The following is a 17,920-nucleotide window of genomic DNA, read 5'->3' as shown; positions in this document are numbered from 1 at the left end:
GGGCGGGTCTCGCCCCACACCGCACCGCGGCAAAGGAACCCCACCATGCGGATCGTCGTCCCCCGGCAGCCGACAGCCCGGCTCTCCGACGCCTGGCGCCACTGCGTCGGCACGGGCAGGTTCGACCTCGCGCTGCGGCGCGACTACCAGGAGTCGCTCGACCTCGTTCAGCGGGAGATCGGTTTCCGGCACATCCGGGGGCACGGCCTGCTCAGTGACGGGATGGGCGTCCACCGCCCCTACGACTACGCCGGCGAGCGGCGCGTGCGCCACGCCTTCACGTACGTCGACCAGGTCGTGGACGCCTACCTGGGGATGGGCATCGCGCCCTTCCTCGAACTCGGCTTCATGCTGTCCGGGCTCGCCTCCGGCGACGACACCGTGTTCTGGTGGAAGGGCAACGTCACTCCTCCTCGCGACGAGAAGGAGTGGGCGGACCTCGTTCGCGCCGTCATCGGGCACCTGGTCGACCGCTACGGCACCGACCAGGTGCGCCGGTGGCCGATCGAGGTGTGGAACGAGCCCAACCTGGCGCCGTTCTGGTCCGCGGACCAGAACGCCTACCACCGCCTCTACGAGGTGACCTCGCTGGCCGTCAAGGAGGTCGACGCCGAACTCCAGGTCGGCGGCCCCTCACTGGCGCCGGGTTACGAGGACGGGTGGATCCAGCGCTTCGCCGAGTTCGTCGAGGCCCGCGACCTGCCGATCGACTTCGTGAGCCGTCACGCCTACTCCTCCGGCCCCGTCCAGCCCGTGCCGTTCGGCGCTCACCAGACGCTCATGCCGGCGTCGGCGCTGCTGGAGCAGTTCGGTGCCCCACGGCGGCAGCTGGCGGGCACCGGGCTCGCGGATCTGCCGCTCCACATCACCGAGTTCAACTCCTCGTACCGGCCGGACAACCCGGTCCACGACACCGCGTTCCATGCGGCGTATCTTGCGCCGGTGCTGGTGAACGGGGGTGACCTCGCGGACTCCTTCTCGTACTGGACGTTCAGCGACGTGTTCGAGGAGGTGGGCATCCCCACCGCGCCGTTCCACGGCGGCTTCGGCTTACTGGCGTACCGTCAGATAAAGAAGCCCACCTACCACCTGTACACGTTCATGGCCGAGATGGGCGAGCAGGTGCTCGCGCGAGGCGAGGACCACCTGGTGACGCGGCACGGCGACGGACGCGTCACCGTGCTGGCCTGGGCGCCGACCGACCCGGCCGGCGGCGATCCCGTCGACGGCCACACCGTCCGGCTGTCCCTGCCCGTCGGCGCCCCGGACGCGCAGGGCTCCGCCTTCGCTCGCCGCCGCTCCGTGAGCGAGGACGCCGGCAACCCCTGGGCCGCCTGGTGCGAGATGGGGCGGCCGCTCGCGCCCGGCAACCGCCGGCTCGACGCTCTCCGTGAGGCCGCCGAACCCGCCCGCTCGCACCGGAGCGTGCCCGTCGCCGACGGGCGCGCCGACGTGGACCTCGTCCTGGGCCGCAACGAGGTGACGCTGCTGGAGCTCACCCCGGTCGTCGACGAGACGCCGGAGTGGTGGAGCGACGACCGGCTGTTCGGCCTCGGCGGCGAGGACGTCGACGCCTCCGTGAACCGGTCGTGAGCGCCCCGCCGCCCACCGGCCCGCTCGCACGGCCGGGAGCACGCCGAGACCACGATGCTCGCCCTGCACCTGCTCCGGTCCATGCTCGTCCACGTCAACACCCTGCCGGCAGGCCCTGGCGGAACCGGCCTGGGCATCGAGGCCCAGTGACGAGGACAGGCGCGGCAGCACGCTGCGGGCACCCGGTGCACTGGACCGGCTCGACTTCCTCCACCGGTTCGCCGACCGGTTCGGCATCCGGAACACGGCCACGAGCGTCGATCCGGGGCTCGCCCACTTCCTGACCGAGGCGGCGGGCGAGTCACGAAGCTTCTCGCTGGTGCCCGCTGATGTGCCACTGCCGGAGGTCCCGGGGTTGCGCTCCGTCCCCCTGGTCGATCCCACGCCGCTGTACGCCTGGTCGCTGCTGTGGTGCACCGGAAACGGACACCCAAGGCTGAACGGCCTCGCCGCCGCCTGCGCTGAGGAAGCAGGGCGAAGCCGATGGCTGGAGTACGACCCGACCCGCGACTGGCTGCCTGAACCACCCATGAGTGATCCCGGAGCCTCCCCCTGAGTGGTGGACACGCTGATACTGGATCTGCTTGATCCGGAGGAAGCGAGAACATCGCCGATGGCGATGAAGGACTACTCGGACGAGTTCAAGGCCGATGCTGTGGCCTTGTACGAGTCCACGCCCGGGGCGACGTACAAGAGCATCGCCACTGACCCCAGTTCGCACCTTGCTCTGGACTTCTCGACATACCTGACGGATCACCAGGTATGTCAGCATCCAATCAGCATTGGACCGGGGCAGTCTTCCGTACATGCTCCCGGTCGACGGCTTCGCGGCAGCCTGCTTCGCGCAGATCGCGCAGGTGAGAAGCCTGCTCGCCACGGCGCACGATGTTCTGGGAAGTCTTCGCGTCGAAGATATGCCGATGTACAGTGAAGGACGCCCCTGACCTGCAGAAAGCTGGCGGGGAGCCGTCTTCCAGGAGCCTAAAGTGCTGCGAACTTTGATCAAGTCCAAGATCTAGCGTTTGGGTGTTTCCGCAGGTCAGGGCCCTGATCGCCGTCTCCGGGTCAGCAAAAGGTCAGCATCAGGCTGGACGGTGTCCGGCTTGCTGACCTGCACCCGTCCGGGGCCTGCTGTGCCGCCCGGCGCCCTGCTCGGAAGGCTTGATGCGTGGCTCGACAGCTCGCCCGTGGCATGGGGTCCTTCTTCAAGGAGTGCGGTTGTTCTAGGCCGACTCGCTGCCCGCACCCGTACACGATCCGGTTCCGGGACGCTCTCGGAAAGCAGCGTGAAGAGACCGGCTACGACACGCAGGACGACGCGATCGAGCGCCTCACGCAGATCTACGCGGAGAAAAAGAAGACCGCGCCGTCCGTTGCCGAGGCCCGCCGTGAACTCGGTCAGCAGATGGTCGCGGAATACGCGAAGCAGTGGCGGCCGCGGCAGCGGAGGATGACGGAGTACTCCACGGGCTGGCATGTGGACAGCTCCATCAACGTGCACATCGTCCCCCGTCTCGGGTCACGGAAGCTGAACTCGGTCACGCCGATCGTGGTCGAGCGCTTCCTGGACGAGTTGGAGGCCGAGGGGGTGGGCCGCGGAAACCAGGTGAACATCTTCCGCACCCTGAAGGCCATCCTGCGGGACGCTTATGGCAAGGGGGCCATGGCGGATGACCCGGTGAAGGGGGTCCAGGAGCCGGAGTACGTCCGCCAGAAGGTGGTCATCCCGTCCCTCGCCTACGTGAAGAAGGTGCTGACTGCCGCTGATGAAGATCTTGCGCTGGAGATCGTCATGATGGTGGGCTGCGGCTTGCGCAACGGGGAGGCCCGGGCGGTGAACGTCAATAACGTCGTGGCGGACGACGTCTACCGGGTGCATGAGCAGATCCACTCCAACACGCACAAGCCGGCGAAGCTGAAGCACCGCAAGGCGGGGGAGTTCCGGGAGGTCCCCCTGCCGCGCTCGGTGCGGGAGGCGATGGAGCGGTTCGAGGAGAAGTACGGCACCACGCAGGAGGGCTATCTGCTGCGCGGTCCGAGCGGCTATTACACGGAGCCGATGGAGCGCCGCCGTGTGCAGAGGCTCTTCAAGGACCTCCCCGCGGAGGACGGTGTCGGCATGTACGGCTTCCGGCACTACTTTGCCTCGAACGCGCTCGGCCACGGGATACCGATCACCGATGTGGCGGAATGGATGGGGCACAAGTCCATTGAGGAGACGTATCGGACCTACCGGCACCTGATGCCTGGGAGCATCACCAAGGCGGCCCGCATTTTGGATGCCAGCCTTTGGGAGGCGGCTTGATCCCAGCCTTGCGAAGATCCGCAACACCGGCTCGGCCGGCTCGTCCAGGGCTGGGTGATCTGCAAGGACGTGTGAAGGTGCTGGTCACAGCCACTCGTTGAGGACTGCGACCAGCGAGATGTTCCGGCCTCAGGTTTCTGTCCACAGCCAGGAACCGGGCCTGCTCCTCGGGGTAGGTGCCAAGCTCGTCGACGTCGCCTGCCTGCCGTCAGGAGCGATGGGCTTCACAATCATGCCCCGGGTGTCGTGGCTGGCGGGGTCGCTGTGAAGAAGGCGTCCAGCACTCTCGTGATGCGGCAGCGCTCTTGGTGCGAGAGCAGCGACGCGTCGAGGTGCTGCAGTACTTCCTCGCCCAAAGCGGAGGTAAGGGCGAGCCAGCGCAGGAACACGCCGAAGGCCGTGCACCGGACGGTGAACAGCTCCTCGTCAGTGATGGGCGTCTGATCTTCTCCATGGGCGTACCGGGAGCGACGCGCGTAGGCGCGCTTGATCGTTTTGTACACGGCTAGGCGGTCCTCGTCCCGGGTCCACAGCGCGGCCGACCGCTGGCTGGTCCGGCGCCGGCTGTCGCCGCTGCCGTCGGCGGCCGCGACGGCCTCCATGGCGATCACGTAGTCGAGCAGCACGTCATCTGCTTCAGACTCATCAACGTAGGTGCCTCCCATGGTGCGCTGCGCGGCCCGCACCAGGCGGTTGGCCGCGCTGGCCAGTGCTCTGGCAGTCGGGGCAGACCGTCCGTCCTTGACGGTGCGGGACCGCACCGTGCTGATCATGCCGTGGACTTCGTGCAGAAATGCGGTGAAGCCGGGCACCGCAGATGGTGGAACGTGATAACCGAACGCGCGGTGCATCTCGCCCACTTCCTCGCCGGTGTGGTCGAAGTACGGCTCGATGTGTGGCGAGCCAGTACGGAGCTCGCTGTGGCGTCCGGGCTCGACGCGGAAGTACGCCTCGGGGTGCACACTCTCCTCGGGGTTCCACAGCTGCAGGACCAGCAGTGGGTCAAGGTGCCGACGCTCGGGGCGCTGATCAAGGTCCGGCAGCCAGGAGCGACCACGCGCGAGGGCCTGGCCGGGCAGGCTCTGCTGCAGGAAGGCCGATCCGCCGAGCGTGTCGGGATCGAGGTCCGGGTTGCGGATGAAGCGGTGCATGGACGGCAGGGGCATCAGCTGAGCGAGACTCGTGGCGCTAACGGTCTGCAGCCGATATTCCCCCAGCGTCAGGTCTGTCCCTCGTGGAAGGTCGATGTCCAGCAGGATCCAGGTCTGTGCCTCGGGCGCCGCAGCCGTGCAGAAGGCTGTGAAGTCCGCCGTCAGGTCGTCCAGGCTCACGAGGGTCCCGGTGGCAGCGGCCTCGGCCACTTGCTCCAGGCCGGTCATGGTGATCAGGACCTCATCGTCGAGCGCTGACCCGTCCTTGCCGTACAGGTCCGGGCGCCGGGAGACCGGCGCGAGGCCAGCCACCACCGTACGGACCTGGTCCCAAGCTGGACGTCTGCTCAGCTCTGTGACGGACCACTCTCGGGGCGGCTGCTGACGGAGATCGTCCAGCCACGCCTGCAGAACACCGCGTACCGGTTCGTGCTCATTCATGGACCCACGCTAGAGATATGAACGCCGCAGCGGCGAGGCAAATTGAGCGCCAGTGACTATCGGGAGGGCTACCCGCAGCAGCACCGAGACTTGTTGGCCGACATGAGTGAACCGACTCCAGTCGTGTGCCTCATGCCAGCGTCCACCCACCGTACGCTCAGCGCACCGTGCGCTGGTCAGTCGCTGGATGTGGGGTCGAGCAGAGTCGGCGGAAGTCAGTCCCGTGCCGAGCGTCGCCGGGCAGCACCGGCGACTCCACCGTGGCCGCTTTGTGGCCTCCAGGGCGCATCGTCGCCATCAGTACCGGGTGCGCTGAGCATCCGGGTCCCGAAACAGCGCCGGGATCAGCAGCACCTCGCGACGGACCGGGTAGTCACGCCACTCCGCGGTAGCCGCGTGGTGCCACCGATCGCTGTCAGCGCGCCCGCCGGAATCGGCAAGGCCCCATTGATCAACACAGATGTAGGACGGGGCGGATCAGAGTGTGTTCGGGGGCCCGGGCGAGGGGAGCGCTGCCGCGCTGTGAGCAGTTCGTGGAACAGACGGCGCTGACCGTCTGGATGGTTCTGACCAGTGCCAATGTGTTGTGTGAAGGGAGACGGGCAATCGTTGGCCCAGATATGGTCCGGATCTTGGGGGGCCTGACCGCGGGCTCAGTTGCTCTGCCGTTCCGAGGGCAGAGCCGTGAGGGGTGCGGGATTGCGGCTGATCCAGTGGTGGCGGTGGTGGCGAACGTGGTCGGGATTGATGTAGTGCCACTGATGGCGCCTGAGCTTGGCTCCCAGGCGGTCCTTGACGGTGTCGACGACCGTGAGGTCGTCGGTCAGGACGAGTGCTCCGCCGTCAAAGCGGACGTGGCAGTTCGGGCAGAGGCACAGCAAGTTCTCGGTGAGGTCGGGTCCGCCGTCCTCTTTGGCCCGGATGTGAGCCGCTTCGCTGTAGCGGTGGCGGGGTGAGGGCAGGACCAGGGTGGTGGCGCATATCTGGCAGGAGTCCTGGTACCACTGCTTGAGCTTGCGGACGGCATTGATGCCGCTTGGCGAACGATTTCCGTGGGCGTATTCGCCATAAGTTTGCCCTTCGGGGGTGTTCGAGAGGACGGGAGAGGCTTGGCCTTCTGACGTCGATACGCGGCGCATGGCGTCATCCACGTACTCGACGATCTGATGCACCATGTCACGGTCCATGGAGACAAGACGGCAGGTGTCCTTCACAGCGCGGCGGGCGAGTGACCATGCGGCCTTGATGTGGGTTCCGTGGAGGGCGGTGCGTTCGGCCGCAGCGAGTGCGCCGGCCATGCGGGAGACGTGATCGCCAACCCGGAGGAAGAAACCATCGTGCTTTTCGGGTAGAGCCGTGTCCCACCTGTCCTCCGCCTCACAGACCGCGTCCAGCAGTTCTCCTGCGCGAGGGGTGTAGGTCAGGCACGGCCGGGTGTGGAAGGCCCACCGGTATGCCTCTGCCAGGGTGTGCTGCCAACGGTCCGACGACGCTCTCGCCAGCGGGGCAGGTGCGCTGCGCTGGGCAAGGTGCAGGACACGCGACCAGATGGCTGCATCCGTGGACAGAAAGCCACGCCACGCCTTGAGGGAGGGAGTCCACAGGGCGCCGACGTGTGGTGGAGCGGATCTCTCGGCGGATCGGTGGCGTCTGAGGCCCCGCGTGGGAATGATGTGCCGACCGTCCCACGCCATGCGCGTATGGCTCTCTAGGAGAGGACTTCTCCACGAACTGCCGGGGCCAGCCGTGAACGGAGAACCGGTCAGGAGAAGCGCTGAGGTGCCCGTACCGGCGTGCTCTGCCCGGCGGGTGGAATGCACTGCTGCGCTATACATCCGTCCGTTCGTCACATCATGGTGGGTCGCCAGCGGAGCAGAGCCTCCGAGGAGACGGCGAAGGGCATCGACGAGCCGGGACCCGTAGGACGCGTCGTCATGTACGTGTGACATCCAGACCGTCAGTGGGGCACTGGGCCAGGAGACGATCGAGACTGCGGGGGAGATGGCTGCGGACCACCAGCTGATCGCGCCCGCATAGAGGTCTGCCGGGTTCAACCCTGCAGGGGCGGCTTCGGCTGTGGCCATTTCCCCGAGCGGTCCTCGCAGGACGACTTCGTCGTCCAAGGCGCTTCCTTGTCGTCGTGCGCGTTGTCTAGTGGGCTGATCTTGTCCCATACCTCTGACAACGACTGAGGGAGGAGGCGGTGCGATGGACGCGGACGCTGCCAGACAGCGACTTGGGGGCCGTTGAGTCAGTTTGAGGGGAGTGGGCGCCGTGATGGTCGATCTATTTCCGATGGGTGAGGTTCGTTTGACGGTGTTGGGCTGGTCAAGCTGTGTGGAAGAGCGTGGTGCCGGGCGGTGCCCGTCAGCCGTCTTAGGTGATCAGGAAGTCGCGCAGGTCGGATAGCGTCCTGGTCGTGCCGTCCACCGTCAACGACCAGAAGGTCCATCCATCCACCTTCTCGTCGCCGGTCGCCATCCGTGCCGCGGACGTGGGCGTGGCCAAGGGCTGCTGGAAGCACTCGATGATGCCGTCCTTTCGCAGCGTTGCCCTGGCCGGGCCCCGTTTCCCCCGGCCTGTCAGCGCGATCCCACCTGTGGAGAACGCCTCGGGGGGCAAGGCGGCCACCAGGGTCCGTAGGTCGACGCGATGAGCCGTCGCCATGGCCGCCGCAGGCTCGGTTCCGTCGCTCGCGCGTTCGGCCATATCGCCCCCCGCCCCTCCCTGAGGGGGCACCTCATCTCCCGAGCGGCCGTAGGCGAGGAGCGCCAAGCGTTCCGCTGCCGCTGCCGCGGCGCTCCACTCCGCGGTCGTCCGGGTCAGGTCGTCGATCTCCTTGCGGGCGTACCGCGCCACAACGGCGTCGTCTCTGCGGACGAGGTATAGCTCGACGAGTTGGTCCACCTTTTCGATCAAGGTGGACCTTGTCTCAATGAGCCGGTCGGCATTGAGAGCGAGTATCCGTATGGTCTCGTCCACCCGGCAGAGATCCCAGGCCACCTCGTCGTCGGAGTAGGGCTTTTCGAGCCTGCGCCGGGCGTAGCCCCGGCTGTCGAATCCGACGAGATCGGCGTCCTCGGCCAGCACGGGATCAAGGAGCACCGGCAGTTCGCCCTCCAGGCTTTCGCCCACCGACGCGCGTTGCCCGAGTAAAGGGAAGCGGGCTCCCTTGCCCGGCCCGGCGCTTTGATTGCCGTAGCGGGCACCGCCGCTGTTGCAATGGTGGCAGGCGAGGCGGTAATTGGCGGGGTCATAGGCGAGCCACCAGTACCCCCGGTGCTTGGCCTCGCCGGCGACGGCGGACTTCGGCCGGTAGTGGTCGACGTGGTAAGGCGACCGATTGTCCCTGGTCTCGCAATACCAGCATTTGTCCATGAGGGCGATCAGCCGGTCGCGGATCGCGTCCTCCCGCCACATCTCGCGGAAGGAGAGCTCCTTGTCTGCATCCTTCGCGTCATCGTGGAGCTTCTCGAGTTCCTTGGCGGCTCTGTCCGCCCACTGCTGTGGAGCGGTGAGTCCGGTGTTGTCTACGTGGCGCACCGGGATCAGACCCCCCGGGAGAAGCGCTCGTCGAAGAGGACGCGTGCGGTCGCTTCCAGCTCCTCGCCCGTCACAGTTCCGTTTCGGGCCCGTTCGATGAGTTCCGTGCGTCGCCGGTGCAGTTCCGCCAGGAAGGAGGAGAGCACCTTATCGCGGCGCCCAGTGGCGAACCCTAGTCCGTCGAGCTGGTCGGTGACCTCCTGGAGTTTTCGGCGCGCCCTGGGGTCGCCCTCGGCTACAGGAATGAGGCGGTACTGGGTGTCGATCAGGTCCTGGGTGTGTTCGTCGAGTTGGCTTCGGAGGCGGAATAGGTCCGAGGTGAGCAGCCCGCCGGCTCCTTGGCCTCGTGGGCTGGTGTCCGGGACGAGCGCTGTGGTCCGTCCGTCGGCGTCCGTGTCGATTAACCGGATCTGCTGTCGCAGCATGTTCGAGACGAGGAGGGGCTCGTGGGTGGCGGCGATGAACTGTGAGCGCTGTCCATCGCCGAGCATGCTCTGGACTGACGAATACCAGCGTCGGCTCCACTCGGGATGGAAGTGCGCGTCGGGTTCGTCGAGGAGGAAGAGTGACTCCTGGCCTCGCTGGAGTCGCAGAAGACCGAGAACGGTAAGGATCTGCTGTTCGCCGGAGCTCAGTTGGTCCGCCCGGACGACGGCGCCATCCGCCTTGCGGACGCGCACATCGACCGTCAGGTAGCTGGCCATCTGAAGAGTGGAAAGGAGCCCGAACATCGACAGGTCGCTGTCGAAGAGGTTACGGAAGGCGAGCACGTCCTCGGGGCTGCTCATGGTGAGGGCGAACCCGTCGTCGGGGGTGCCTGCGCTGTACAGCGGGTCCGATTCCGGCACCGGTCCGAAGCGGCCGGATGCTGCCGCCTCGGCGAACAGGGCGCGCGGCGGCCCGCCCAGCCCCCAGTACGGCAGGGCCGACAGATCCTCCCTTACCGACGCGGGGGCGCGCAGGTGCAGCGTGGCGGACACCACCCCGTCCACCCTGGCCTGCTCCCTGAGGTAGTCGCCGAAGACGTCCGCCCACTGGCCGGCCAGGGAGAGCAGAACCAGGGGGAGCCAGTCGGGCGTGCACAGGAATCCCGGGGCGTACAGCGGGCACGTGATCGGCAGCTCTAGCTGCTCCGACCACACCCCCTCCTCGTTCTCCGGCCGGTCCTGCCAGGCAAACCAGGACTCGGTCCACTGCTCGCGCCACTTCGCCAGCTCCGCCTCGGCGAAGTGCACGTGGCGCTCGAACTCGGAGCCCTGTGGGACCCGGCCGTGTACCTGATACCCGAAGACGTGGTCGGGAAGGTGGCGGAGCCAGTCGTGACGCGGTGTCTCGTTGCGCGACCCGGCGGCGTCCGTCACCCACATGACCGGATCTGCCTCGGCGGACGGCTGCACGATCTCGACGGTCGTGTCGCGGAGCTGGTAGCGCACCTCGTATCCGAAGCCCGTACGGCCCGAATGGCCGAGGGCGCAGCGGTAGAGAGCCCCGAAGAGCTCCGCGAGCGCGTGCAGGATCCGGGACTTCCCGCCTCCGTTGGGACCGATCAGTACGGCAATGGCCTGCCCCTTGTCGACGGCGCTCTCCAGGTCGAGGGTGAAGTCCCGCAGGCCGCGGTAGTCGGGCAGCCTCAGCTGCAGCAGCTGCATCGGATCCCCCTCAGCCGGACTGGAACGTACGGGCATCGCGCGGCGGCGTGAGCTCCTCCGCAAGCCTGGCGAACCGTCGCCAGGCGTCCTCCAGCCGCCCGGAGATCTGCTGGGCAATCAGATGCGGCTCTGGAGTGTCTCCCGGCTCCTCCTCGCCCAGGTCGGCGCCGAGGTCGAGGTTGACGTCGGGTCTGGCGAGGAGCGCGTCGACGGAGTAGGGCTTGAAGACCCTCGACGCGGCCCGGGAGTCGGGCGGGTGCCCGGGCCGGTAGGCAGCGACGAATGCGTCGAGACCGGAGCCTTCCGGGGAATCGGCGACGACCGTGTGTCCGGTCCGCGCGTCGTATACCCAGAGGTGGCGGGTTGCCGGCGATCCGTCGGGGTGGGCCGCGGCCTTCTCGAAGAACAGGACGTTGAGCTTTACCCCCGAGGAGCCTCCGGAGAACCCGATGGGGAGGCGGAGCAGGGTGTGCACGTCGCACTGTTTCAGTAACTGTCTCCGTACCCGTTCCCCGGCGCCCTTCATGAAGAGGACGCCGTCCGGCACGACGACAGCGGCCCGGCCGCCGATCTCCAGCAGGGTGTAGACGTGCTGGATGAAGTTGAGCTGCTGGTGGCTGGTGGCCTCCCAGAAGTCCGGCCGGGCGAGGGCGAGCTCCTCAGCGCCATGGAGGTCGGGCGCGCCGGTGGACGGGGGCACCCAGCGTCGCTGCCCCAGTGGCGGATCGGCGAGGACGAGGGTGGCCTGGCGGCGAGGGCTCACGGTGAGGGAGTCCCGCACCTCGATGGCCGCCGGGTTGCCGTCGAGGCGCTCGACGCCGTGCAAGAACAGGTTCATGGTGGCGAGGCGCGCCGCCGCGTCCACCAGTTCCGTCCCGCGGATCGCGCCGTGGGACAGCTGTTCCCGCTGGGCGGGCGGGATGCCCGGCGGGAGGTGTCGGGCGATGTGCTCGAAGGACCGCACCAGAAATCCCCCAGTGCCTGCGGCCGGGTCCACGATCGTGTCCTCGACGGTCGGACGGCAGCACGCGACGATGGCGTCGACCAGCTCCCGGTGGGTGAAGTACTGGCCTGCGGCGGTCCGGTGGTCTTGAGCGCACCGGGCGAGGAACGCGTCGAAGACCGGGGCGCGCCACTCCGGCCGTTCGTCCCACCACGGGAGCCCCTCCTCGACCTGTTGGATCAGGTTCTGGAGGTGCAGCGGGCGGCGGAGGCGGTTCTGGGCCTTGTGGAAGATGCGGCCGACTACGCCGCCGCGCTCGCCGAGCTCCGCCAGGAGGGCGCCATAGTGCTGGATCAGTTCCGTGCCCTCGTGCAGCGCGAGCTCGTCCCAGGCGTCGCGCCCCAGGACGTCGACGCGGTTGAGGGGCCGGTGCCGCGACTCCTGCGCCACCTTGAGGAAGAGCAGGTATGTCACCTGCTCGCCGTACTCCAGGGCTGTTAGGCCGTCGTCGCTCAGTGGCGGGAAGAAGGACCAGAGGTGCTCGGCCTGGCGCTCCACCTCGGAAGGTCGGTTGACAGGCCGTCGGGTGGGCGTCGTCGGCGGCACGGTCACTGCTCCCTTGAGTCGTACGTCGTTCTCGCTGCTCGGCGCTGCGCCGTGGGGCAGCCTGCCCGCGAGGGCCTGCTCCCGGCAGCCGTCGCGCAGCCGGTCCGCCATCGCCAGGGCTTCCTCGGCCAAGGCCGTAACGGAGGTGAGTCCGCTGTTCCACGCCTCCAAGGAGGCGAGGAGCGTGCCCTGTTCGGCGAGTGGAGGCACGGGGACGGGGATCTGCCGCAGCTGGTCGAGGCCCAGGGAGGCTAGGCCGGCTGTGCTCCGTGCGGCGTCCCGTAGCCAGCTTCGGCCGGGCCCGCTCGCGTACAGGGCGAGCAGCCGGGGGTGCAGGACGTCCCCGGTCATACGGACCCGTGCCACGTGGTGGTTCGGTACGTAAGTGCGTTGGGAGGAGTCCTGTTCCCACACCCGGGCGAGGCCGAGGCTGTCGGGCTGTCCGCTCAGCACATAAAGGATGTCTCCGGGGCTCAGCCGGTTCGCCTCCGCTCTACGGGCGTCCAGCCGCACCGTCGGTATCCGCTCGTGTGCCCATTGCTCGCCCCGGAGCTCGGCCGGGCGCAGGGAGCCCACCTCGACCTCGTGCGGGTCGTCGGCACGCCGGCTGTTCGCCACGGGCCCGCGTACGACTTCGGCCAGCTCGCCGAGGGTGACCCATCGCCATCCCTCGGGGACGGCGGGCAGGGGAGCGCGGTGGGCGCCTGCGGAAGACTCCGGGTCCGCGTGCGGCCCGTTCGTGGTGCGGCCGAGGACGCCCCGGTCGATCACGAGGGCGCGGAGGTCTTCCACCCGCCGCAGGATGTCACGGACGGCGGCTTCCTCCTCGTCGACCCGGGCGAACCAGAAGGCGAGAGAGGTCTTGATCCGCTCCTGCTCTGACCGTGGGGGCAGCGGCAGCCGAACCCGTTCCAGATCCCGTGCCGCGATGTGCCCCATGCCGGCGCCCTGACGCACGGACGACTCGATCTGGCGCCGTACGGCACGGGACTCCCACGCCAACACCAGGTACTCGGGATCGATCAGCCGCTCGTCAACCCTCACCCGCACCATGGTGCCGGGGTACGTCGTGGGCCCGGTGGTCTCGCGGACCAGGGCGGCCCGCCCGATCCGCGCCCCCGGCCCGCCATTGCGACTCATCAGGATGTCGCCCGGCCGGATCAGATGGCCGGCCGCTTCCGCTTCCGCTGCCGACGCCCACGGACCTTCTCGGGACTCGGCGAGGTCGGCCGTCGCAGACCGCAGCGCGGGCAGGCGCAGGACGGGCACCCCTCCCGGGACGGCCTGACCGGACCGGCCCGCCGCCAGCGGCTCGCGCAACAGCGCGCCCAGCGGAACCTCGGTCCAGCCGGACGGCAGTCCCGCCCTCACGCCAGCACACTCCGCAGCTCGTCCAGCAGGCGGACCGCACCCTGCTCACCGTGCTCCCCGAAGGCGCGCAGGAAACCCGACGTGCCGCCCCTGAGGGTGAAGGGAACGGCGTCGAGAGACGCGGCGGCGAAGTGTCCGCCGGCCGCCGTGCCGTCCGCGATGTGCTCCATCCACCAGACCTGGTCGGAGTCGAAGGACCGCCCCCCGCGCTCCTGGTGGTCGATCCACGCGTCGAGCCGGTCGAAGACCTGGTCGCGGTAGGGGCGCGGGCGCGGCTCCAGGCCCGCTTCGTGCCGGACGAGGGCAAGGAGGTCCACGGGCCCCTTCGGTACCCGCGGCCGACGGGGATCCGACACAGTGACACCGGCGCGTTCGTACGCGCTCCAGATCCGCTCCGCCGTCAGGCCGTGGGGCGGCCGCGCCAGAGACTCGGCCCACGAGTGCAGCCTGCGGACGTCCTCCTCGGACAGGCCCCCTGTGCCGGTGATCAGCTCCCGCGCCGGGTCATTGCCCGCCCGCAGGAAGGACCGCCAACGCTCCATGATTTCTGCGTCGTCAACTGTTGCGGCGGCGGCCGGGGCCGGGGCCTCGTCCGCGTCCTTCCCTCGACCCCGCCTCCGCTTCCGAGTTGTGGAAGGCCAACCAGAATGGTGCCGCGCGACGCCGACCGGATCCACGACCACGCACCGGGTCTTGGCCGACGCGCCGGGGGTGACCGCCCTCAGTGCCGCCGACGCGATGGGGCGCGTCCCGACCGCGAGCATCTGGAAGTACCGATATGAGGACCTGACGTCCCGCAGGAACAGGAGACATTCGACGGGGGCGATGTCCGTCCCGGTAAGCAGGTCCACCACGACGATGACTCGCGGTTCGGCGGTGTTACGGAACTGCGAGAGCAGCCGGTACGGTGATCCGCCTTTGAGTGTCACCTTCTGGCAGAAGCCAGGCCCCTGCCCGAAGACCGCGCGTACCGCGTCGACCACCTCGTCCGCATGCTGGTCGTCGGCCGCATAGACGACGGTCTTGGGCAGCGACACGTCCCCGCTACCGGGCCTCGCCCGCTCGGGGAACATCGACGGCAGCCCCTCCTTGAACGCCGTCAGCGCGGAGTGGAGCGCTTGGCCGCTCACCACGGAGCGACGGTGACCGAGGGTCTCCTTCGCATCGAGGTCCAACTCCTCCAGGGTGTCGGCAGCCCACTCCGGTCGCGTGTCGAGGCGGCCAATGCGGTAGATGGTGATGTCCACGGCTCGGCCGTCGGCGACGGCGTCCGCGAAGGTGTAGGAGCTGACCAGATTGCCCTGGAAGACCTTTAGCGCCTGGTCCGTCGGGGTAGCCGTCAGGCCGAGCACCGGCGCGTCGAAGTAATCGAACAGCGCGCGCCATCGGGAGGAGACGGACCGGTGACAGTCGTCGGCGATAATGAGGTCGAAGAATTCGGGGGGTAGATCGGGGCGGTAGCGGACTCCGGACGCCGGTTTGCCCCCGGACAGGACGTTGTGAAGCCGCTGCACGGTGCTCACAACGACCTCCTGGGATGGCACGACGTCCGAGCTCAGCCGCTCTACCCGATACGACTCGGTGAACTTCCGGCCGTCTTCGCCAGGACCCGAGTACGCCGCGAAGGTCGCCAGCGCCTGCCTTTCGAGGTCCACCCGGTCAACTAGGAAGAGAATTCGGCGGGCCCGGGCGTGCCGCAGCAGGCGGTAGGCCACGGTGACGGCCGTGACCGCTCGGCCGCCCCCCACGGCGATCTGGACAATGGCCCGGCGCTCGCCCCGGCGCAGCGAGCTCTCGAACGCCCGCACCGCGTTGTACTGCCACGACCGTAGAACACTCTGGGCACAGCCATCATCATCGAGGTCCGGAAGACGGCGGCGCACGCGGCCCCGAAACGTCGGCGCCTGGGGATCGGCCACGGCCTCCCGCAGCCAGCGGGCCACGGTATCCGGCTGGTGGAAGCTGAAGATCTCCCGGAAGCGCGGCTCGGGGTCATCCCCGTTCTGAAACAACACCCGGACGCCGTCGGTGGCGTAGGTGTAGGGCATCCGCTGCTCCGCGGACGCCGTCGACGGGGTGTCAGCTTCACCGGGCCGGGCCAGCGCAGCCCGCAGATCCTTGCCGCGGGGCCGCACCTCAACGGTGCCCACCGGCTGGCCGTCGACGCGGAGCACGTAGTCTGGTCCCGCTGCCTGGTCCGGTTGCGCCGCGCCCCGCACCGCAACCCCCCGCACCAGTAGCTCGTGCGGCGCGTCAGAATCATCCCGTACGACCCATCCTGCCTCGGTCAGCAGATCCGCGACGCGCCACTCCGCCTCCAGGAGGGCCGAACGTGCCTTCAGGGGCGCGTGGGTGGCCGTCTCAGCGGGCGCACGCCGGTCGAAGGACCGCCGCAGCATGAGGGCGTACTCGTCGAGCAGGGCAACCCGGGTGGCCAAGCCAGTCACTTGCTCCCGCACGGGGACCTGCCGGTGCGGTGAGCCTACCGGGGCGTCATCCCATTCGGCCGGCGGGACGAAGGAGAGCGCGTCACGCACTCCGGTCCGCAGCCGGAAGTACCAGACGCCCAGGTCGAAGCAGTGGCGTACGAGACGTCGGGCACAGGACCGGTCGTCCGGTCCGGCTTCGCCGTCTGGTGTGGGGTCGCCGGAGCGGCGCAGTTCGGCCAGCGCGCGGTGCACCGGGCCGTCGGTGGAGTCCGGACCGAGCAGCCGGACGGACTCCGCGGTCAGGACCTCCGCGAACTGCCGGGCCTGGGCGAGGGACTGATTCGGACGGTCGTGCGCGTCGGCCTCAGCACCCGCGCCGTACACCAGTAGGAGGGGCTCCAGCGGCAGCAGAAAGCCGAAGTTCGCGGAAGCGGCGGCCAGCTCCGCCAGGGCTTCCTCGACAGCCACCTGGTGCACTCGGCCCACGTTCCCTTCACTCTTCGTCAGCGTCACCGGCGACCGTGGCACGGCGTCGAACAAGCACCCCAAATCTATCGCCTCAGGTCGGGCCGCGGGGCATGACCTGAAGGGATTGAGGTCCCCTGAGACGCGGGAGATGGTGACAGTGGGTCAGAGGGTCCTGCTGATAGGAACGTCGGCAAACGGCATTACCTGCCAGCTCCCAGACGCCAACAGGACCAAAGCCCATGCCTGGAGGAGGTGCCAGAAGCCACCCCAAATTCGGTGGAGCACAGGCGTGAGTGCTAGCCGCAGCGTCCGCTCGAGCCACCGCAGGGTCTCAGCTGGTGTACCGTCCACCGACACATCACTGGTGGCTTGGGAGTTGGAGGGCTTCGGGTGATCGAGTTGAAGGTCCCGGAGATCTACTGGGACGACGAGAAGGCTGTGAGCCTGCTGGGTGAGTACTTCACCCGACAACGCTCATGCGGTGATCTATTTTATTCCGGCGCGTGCTTCGAGCGCCTGGGCGGGGGCGGGGACGCCGAGTGCGTCGCGTACTGCTTCGACAGCAACGACCTGGTGGCCATCACCACGCTCAGTGTGTCCCTGGAGCCGCATGGCGCGATCAACTTGCTGACCGATCCCGACGGGCACTGGGCGCGCCTGCTGTCGCTCATCCCTCGTGACGCACGTTTGGAGGATCCTCGAAGCGATGCGCTCATAGTGGAAGGCGGACCGGCCTGGGAATTGTGGGAACGCCTGGCTGGCACCAAGCAGCGCCTTGGCAAGCCCGACGGCAGCGGCCCGGTTGTCGCAGGCAAATTGCTGGCCCGCAAGCGTCCCCACCTCATCCCCATCTACGACATCCGCGTCAAGCAGCTCTTTGAACGACCGAAGACAGACCACTCCTTCTGGGCAGCGCTGGCTGCGGCCCTGCGGGCGGACAACGGCGCCTTCTACGATCAGTTGGCCCGTCTCCGCGACAAGGCGGGGATCGGTGAGGATATCGGCGTCCTGCGTGTGTTCGACGTCATCGCCTGGATGCATCAAGGACGGCAGGGGCAGGTCCCGACGAGCTGAGCTCTCGGGTGGAGTGCGGCGGGGAGGCGTAGGCGGAGGTCACCGAGCTGGCAGTCTGATCGACTGCCCCCAAATTCGATGTGCTTCCGATGACGCATCATGTGGAATGCATCGAGACCGCGAGCCCACGACCAAGGGCGTTCGAACGCCACTTGCACCGGCTCGACGGTGATGCGCTGATCTTCACGACCATCACCAAGGCCGGACCGGCCGCCGCCTCAGTGGCTGTTGTTGTACCGATCTTGGGGTTTGTCGATCGAACGGGAGTCTCGATTGGGTGGTCGCGGGGTGCTCGGCGCATACGAGCAGGGCCTCCTGAACAGCTCGTTGGTGTCTAATCACCGAGC

General features: G+C 68.2%; 10 protein-coding genes. 4 read left to right on the top strand and 6 right to left on the bottom strand.

Translation table 11 applies throughout. The features are described from left to right. Positions 1-45 precede the first annotated feature (45 nt). From C1I97_RS13260 to C1I97_RS13250, 3 genes are all read left to right on the top strand, one after another. Positions 46-1,593 (top strand): GH39 family glycosyl hydrolase, encoded by a 1,548-nt coding sequence (locus C1I97_RS13260; protein WP_111003413.1) that lies wholly within the window; start codon positions 46-48, stop codon positions 1,591-1,593. Positions 1,594-2,399: 806 nt separating this feature from the next. Then, positions 2,400-2,537, top strand: a complete 138-nt coding sequence (locus C1I97_RS39880; protein ID WP_181446709.1) for a hypothetical protein — start codon at positions 2,400-2,402, stop codon at positions 2,535-2,537. A gap of 224 nt (positions 2,538-2,761) precedes the next feature. Further along, positions 2,762-3,898: a tyrosine-type recombinase/integrase gene (locus C1I97_RS13250; RefSeq protein ID WP_258382554.1), complete on the top strand. Its 1,137-nt coding sequence runs from the start codon at positions 2,762-2,764 to the stop codon at positions 3,896-3,898. A 230-nt stretch (positions 3,899-4,128) separates the two neighbouring features. Here C1I97_RS13250 and C1I97_RS13245 read toward each other — a convergent pair whose 3' ends face one another. From C1I97_RS13245 to C1I97_RS13220, 6 genes are all read right to left on the bottom strand, one after another. Continuing rightward, positions 4,129-5,490 (bottom strand): HEPN domain-containing protein, encoded by a 1,362-nt coding sequence (locus C1I97_RS13245; RefSeq protein ID WP_146608210.1) that lies wholly within the window; start codon positions 5,488-5,490, stop codon positions 4,129-4,131. 653 nt (positions 5,491-6,143) lie between these two features. After that, the gene (locus C1I97_RS39875; protein ID WP_181446708.1) at positions 6,144-6,788 is read right to left on the bottom strand and encodes an HNH endonuclease; all 645 of its coding nucleotides are present in this window, start codon (positions 6,786-6,788) and stop codon (positions 6,144-6,146) included. 1,078 nt (positions 6,789-7,866) lie between these two features. Beyond that, positions 7,867-9,033: an HNH endonuclease gene (locus C1I97_RS13235; protein ID WP_111003409.1), complete on the bottom strand. Its 1,167-nt coding sequence runs from the start codon at positions 9,031-9,033 to the stop codon at positions 7,867-7,869. 5 nt (positions 9,034-9,038) lie between these two features. After that, on the bottom strand, positions 9,039-10,682 hold the full coding sequence (locus C1I97_RS13230; protein ID WP_181446707.1) for an ATP-binding protein: 1,644 nt from the start codon (positions 10,680-10,682) through the stop codon (positions 9,039-9,041). A gap of 10 nt (positions 10,683-10,692) precedes the next feature. After that, complete coding sequence (locus C1I97_RS13225; protein ID WP_111003407.1) at positions 10,693-13,602, bottom strand: N-6 DNA methylase; 2,910 nt, start codon at positions 13,600-13,602, stop codon at positions 10,693-10,695. Then, positions 13,599-16,508 (bottom strand): type I restriction endonuclease subunit R, encoded by a 2,910-nt coding sequence (locus tag C1I97_RS13220; RefSeq protein WP_111003406.1) that lies wholly within the window; start codon positions 16,506-16,508, stop codon positions 13,599-13,601. The genes C1I97_RS13225 and C1I97_RS13220 overlap by 4 nt, the downstream gene beginning before the upstream one ends. Positions 16,509-16,889: 381 nt before the next feature. Between C1I97_RS13220 and C1I97_RS13215 the strand changes: the two genes are divergently transcribed. Continuing rightward, the gene (locus tag C1I97_RS13215; RefSeq protein WP_111003405.1) at positions 16,890-17,573 is read left to right on the top strand and encodes a DUF6308 family protein; all 684 of its coding nucleotides are present in this window, start codon (positions 16,890-16,892) and stop codon (positions 17,571-17,573) included. Positions 17,574-17,920 lie beyond the last annotated feature (347 nt).

It is taken from the genome of Streptomyces sp. NTH33, assembly GCF_003236365.1.
Lineage (GTDB): Bacteria > Actinomycetota > Actinomycetes > Streptomycetales > Streptomycetaceae > Streptomyces.
This window is presented reverse-complemented; position numbering and strand designations above follow the sequence as displayed.

What these genes read in the sequence shown, in the direction of transcription:
- C1I97_RS39875 (WP_181446708.1), bottom strand. Translation starts at nt 6,788, where the DNA reads ATGGCCGGCGCACTCGCTGCGGCCGAACGCACCGCCCTCCACGGAACC.
- C1I97_RS13245 (WP_146608210.1), bottom strand. Translation starts at nt 5,490, where the DNA reads ATGAATGAGCACGAACCGGTACGCGGTGTTCTGCAGGCGTGGCTGGAC.
- C1I97_RS13260 (WP_111003413.1), top strand. Translation starts at nt 46, where the DNA reads ATGCGGATCGTCGTCCCCCGGCAGCCGACAGCCCGGCTCTCCGACGCC.
- C1I97_RS13230 (WP_181446707.1), bottom strand. Translation starts at nt 10,682, where the DNA reads ATGCAGCTGCTGCAGCTGAGGCTGCCCGACTACCGCGGCCTGCGGGAC.
- C1I97_RS39880 (WP_181446709.1), top strand. Translation starts at nt 2,400, where the DNA reads ATGCTCCCGGTCGACGGCTTCGCGGCAGCCTGCTTCGCGCAGATCGCG.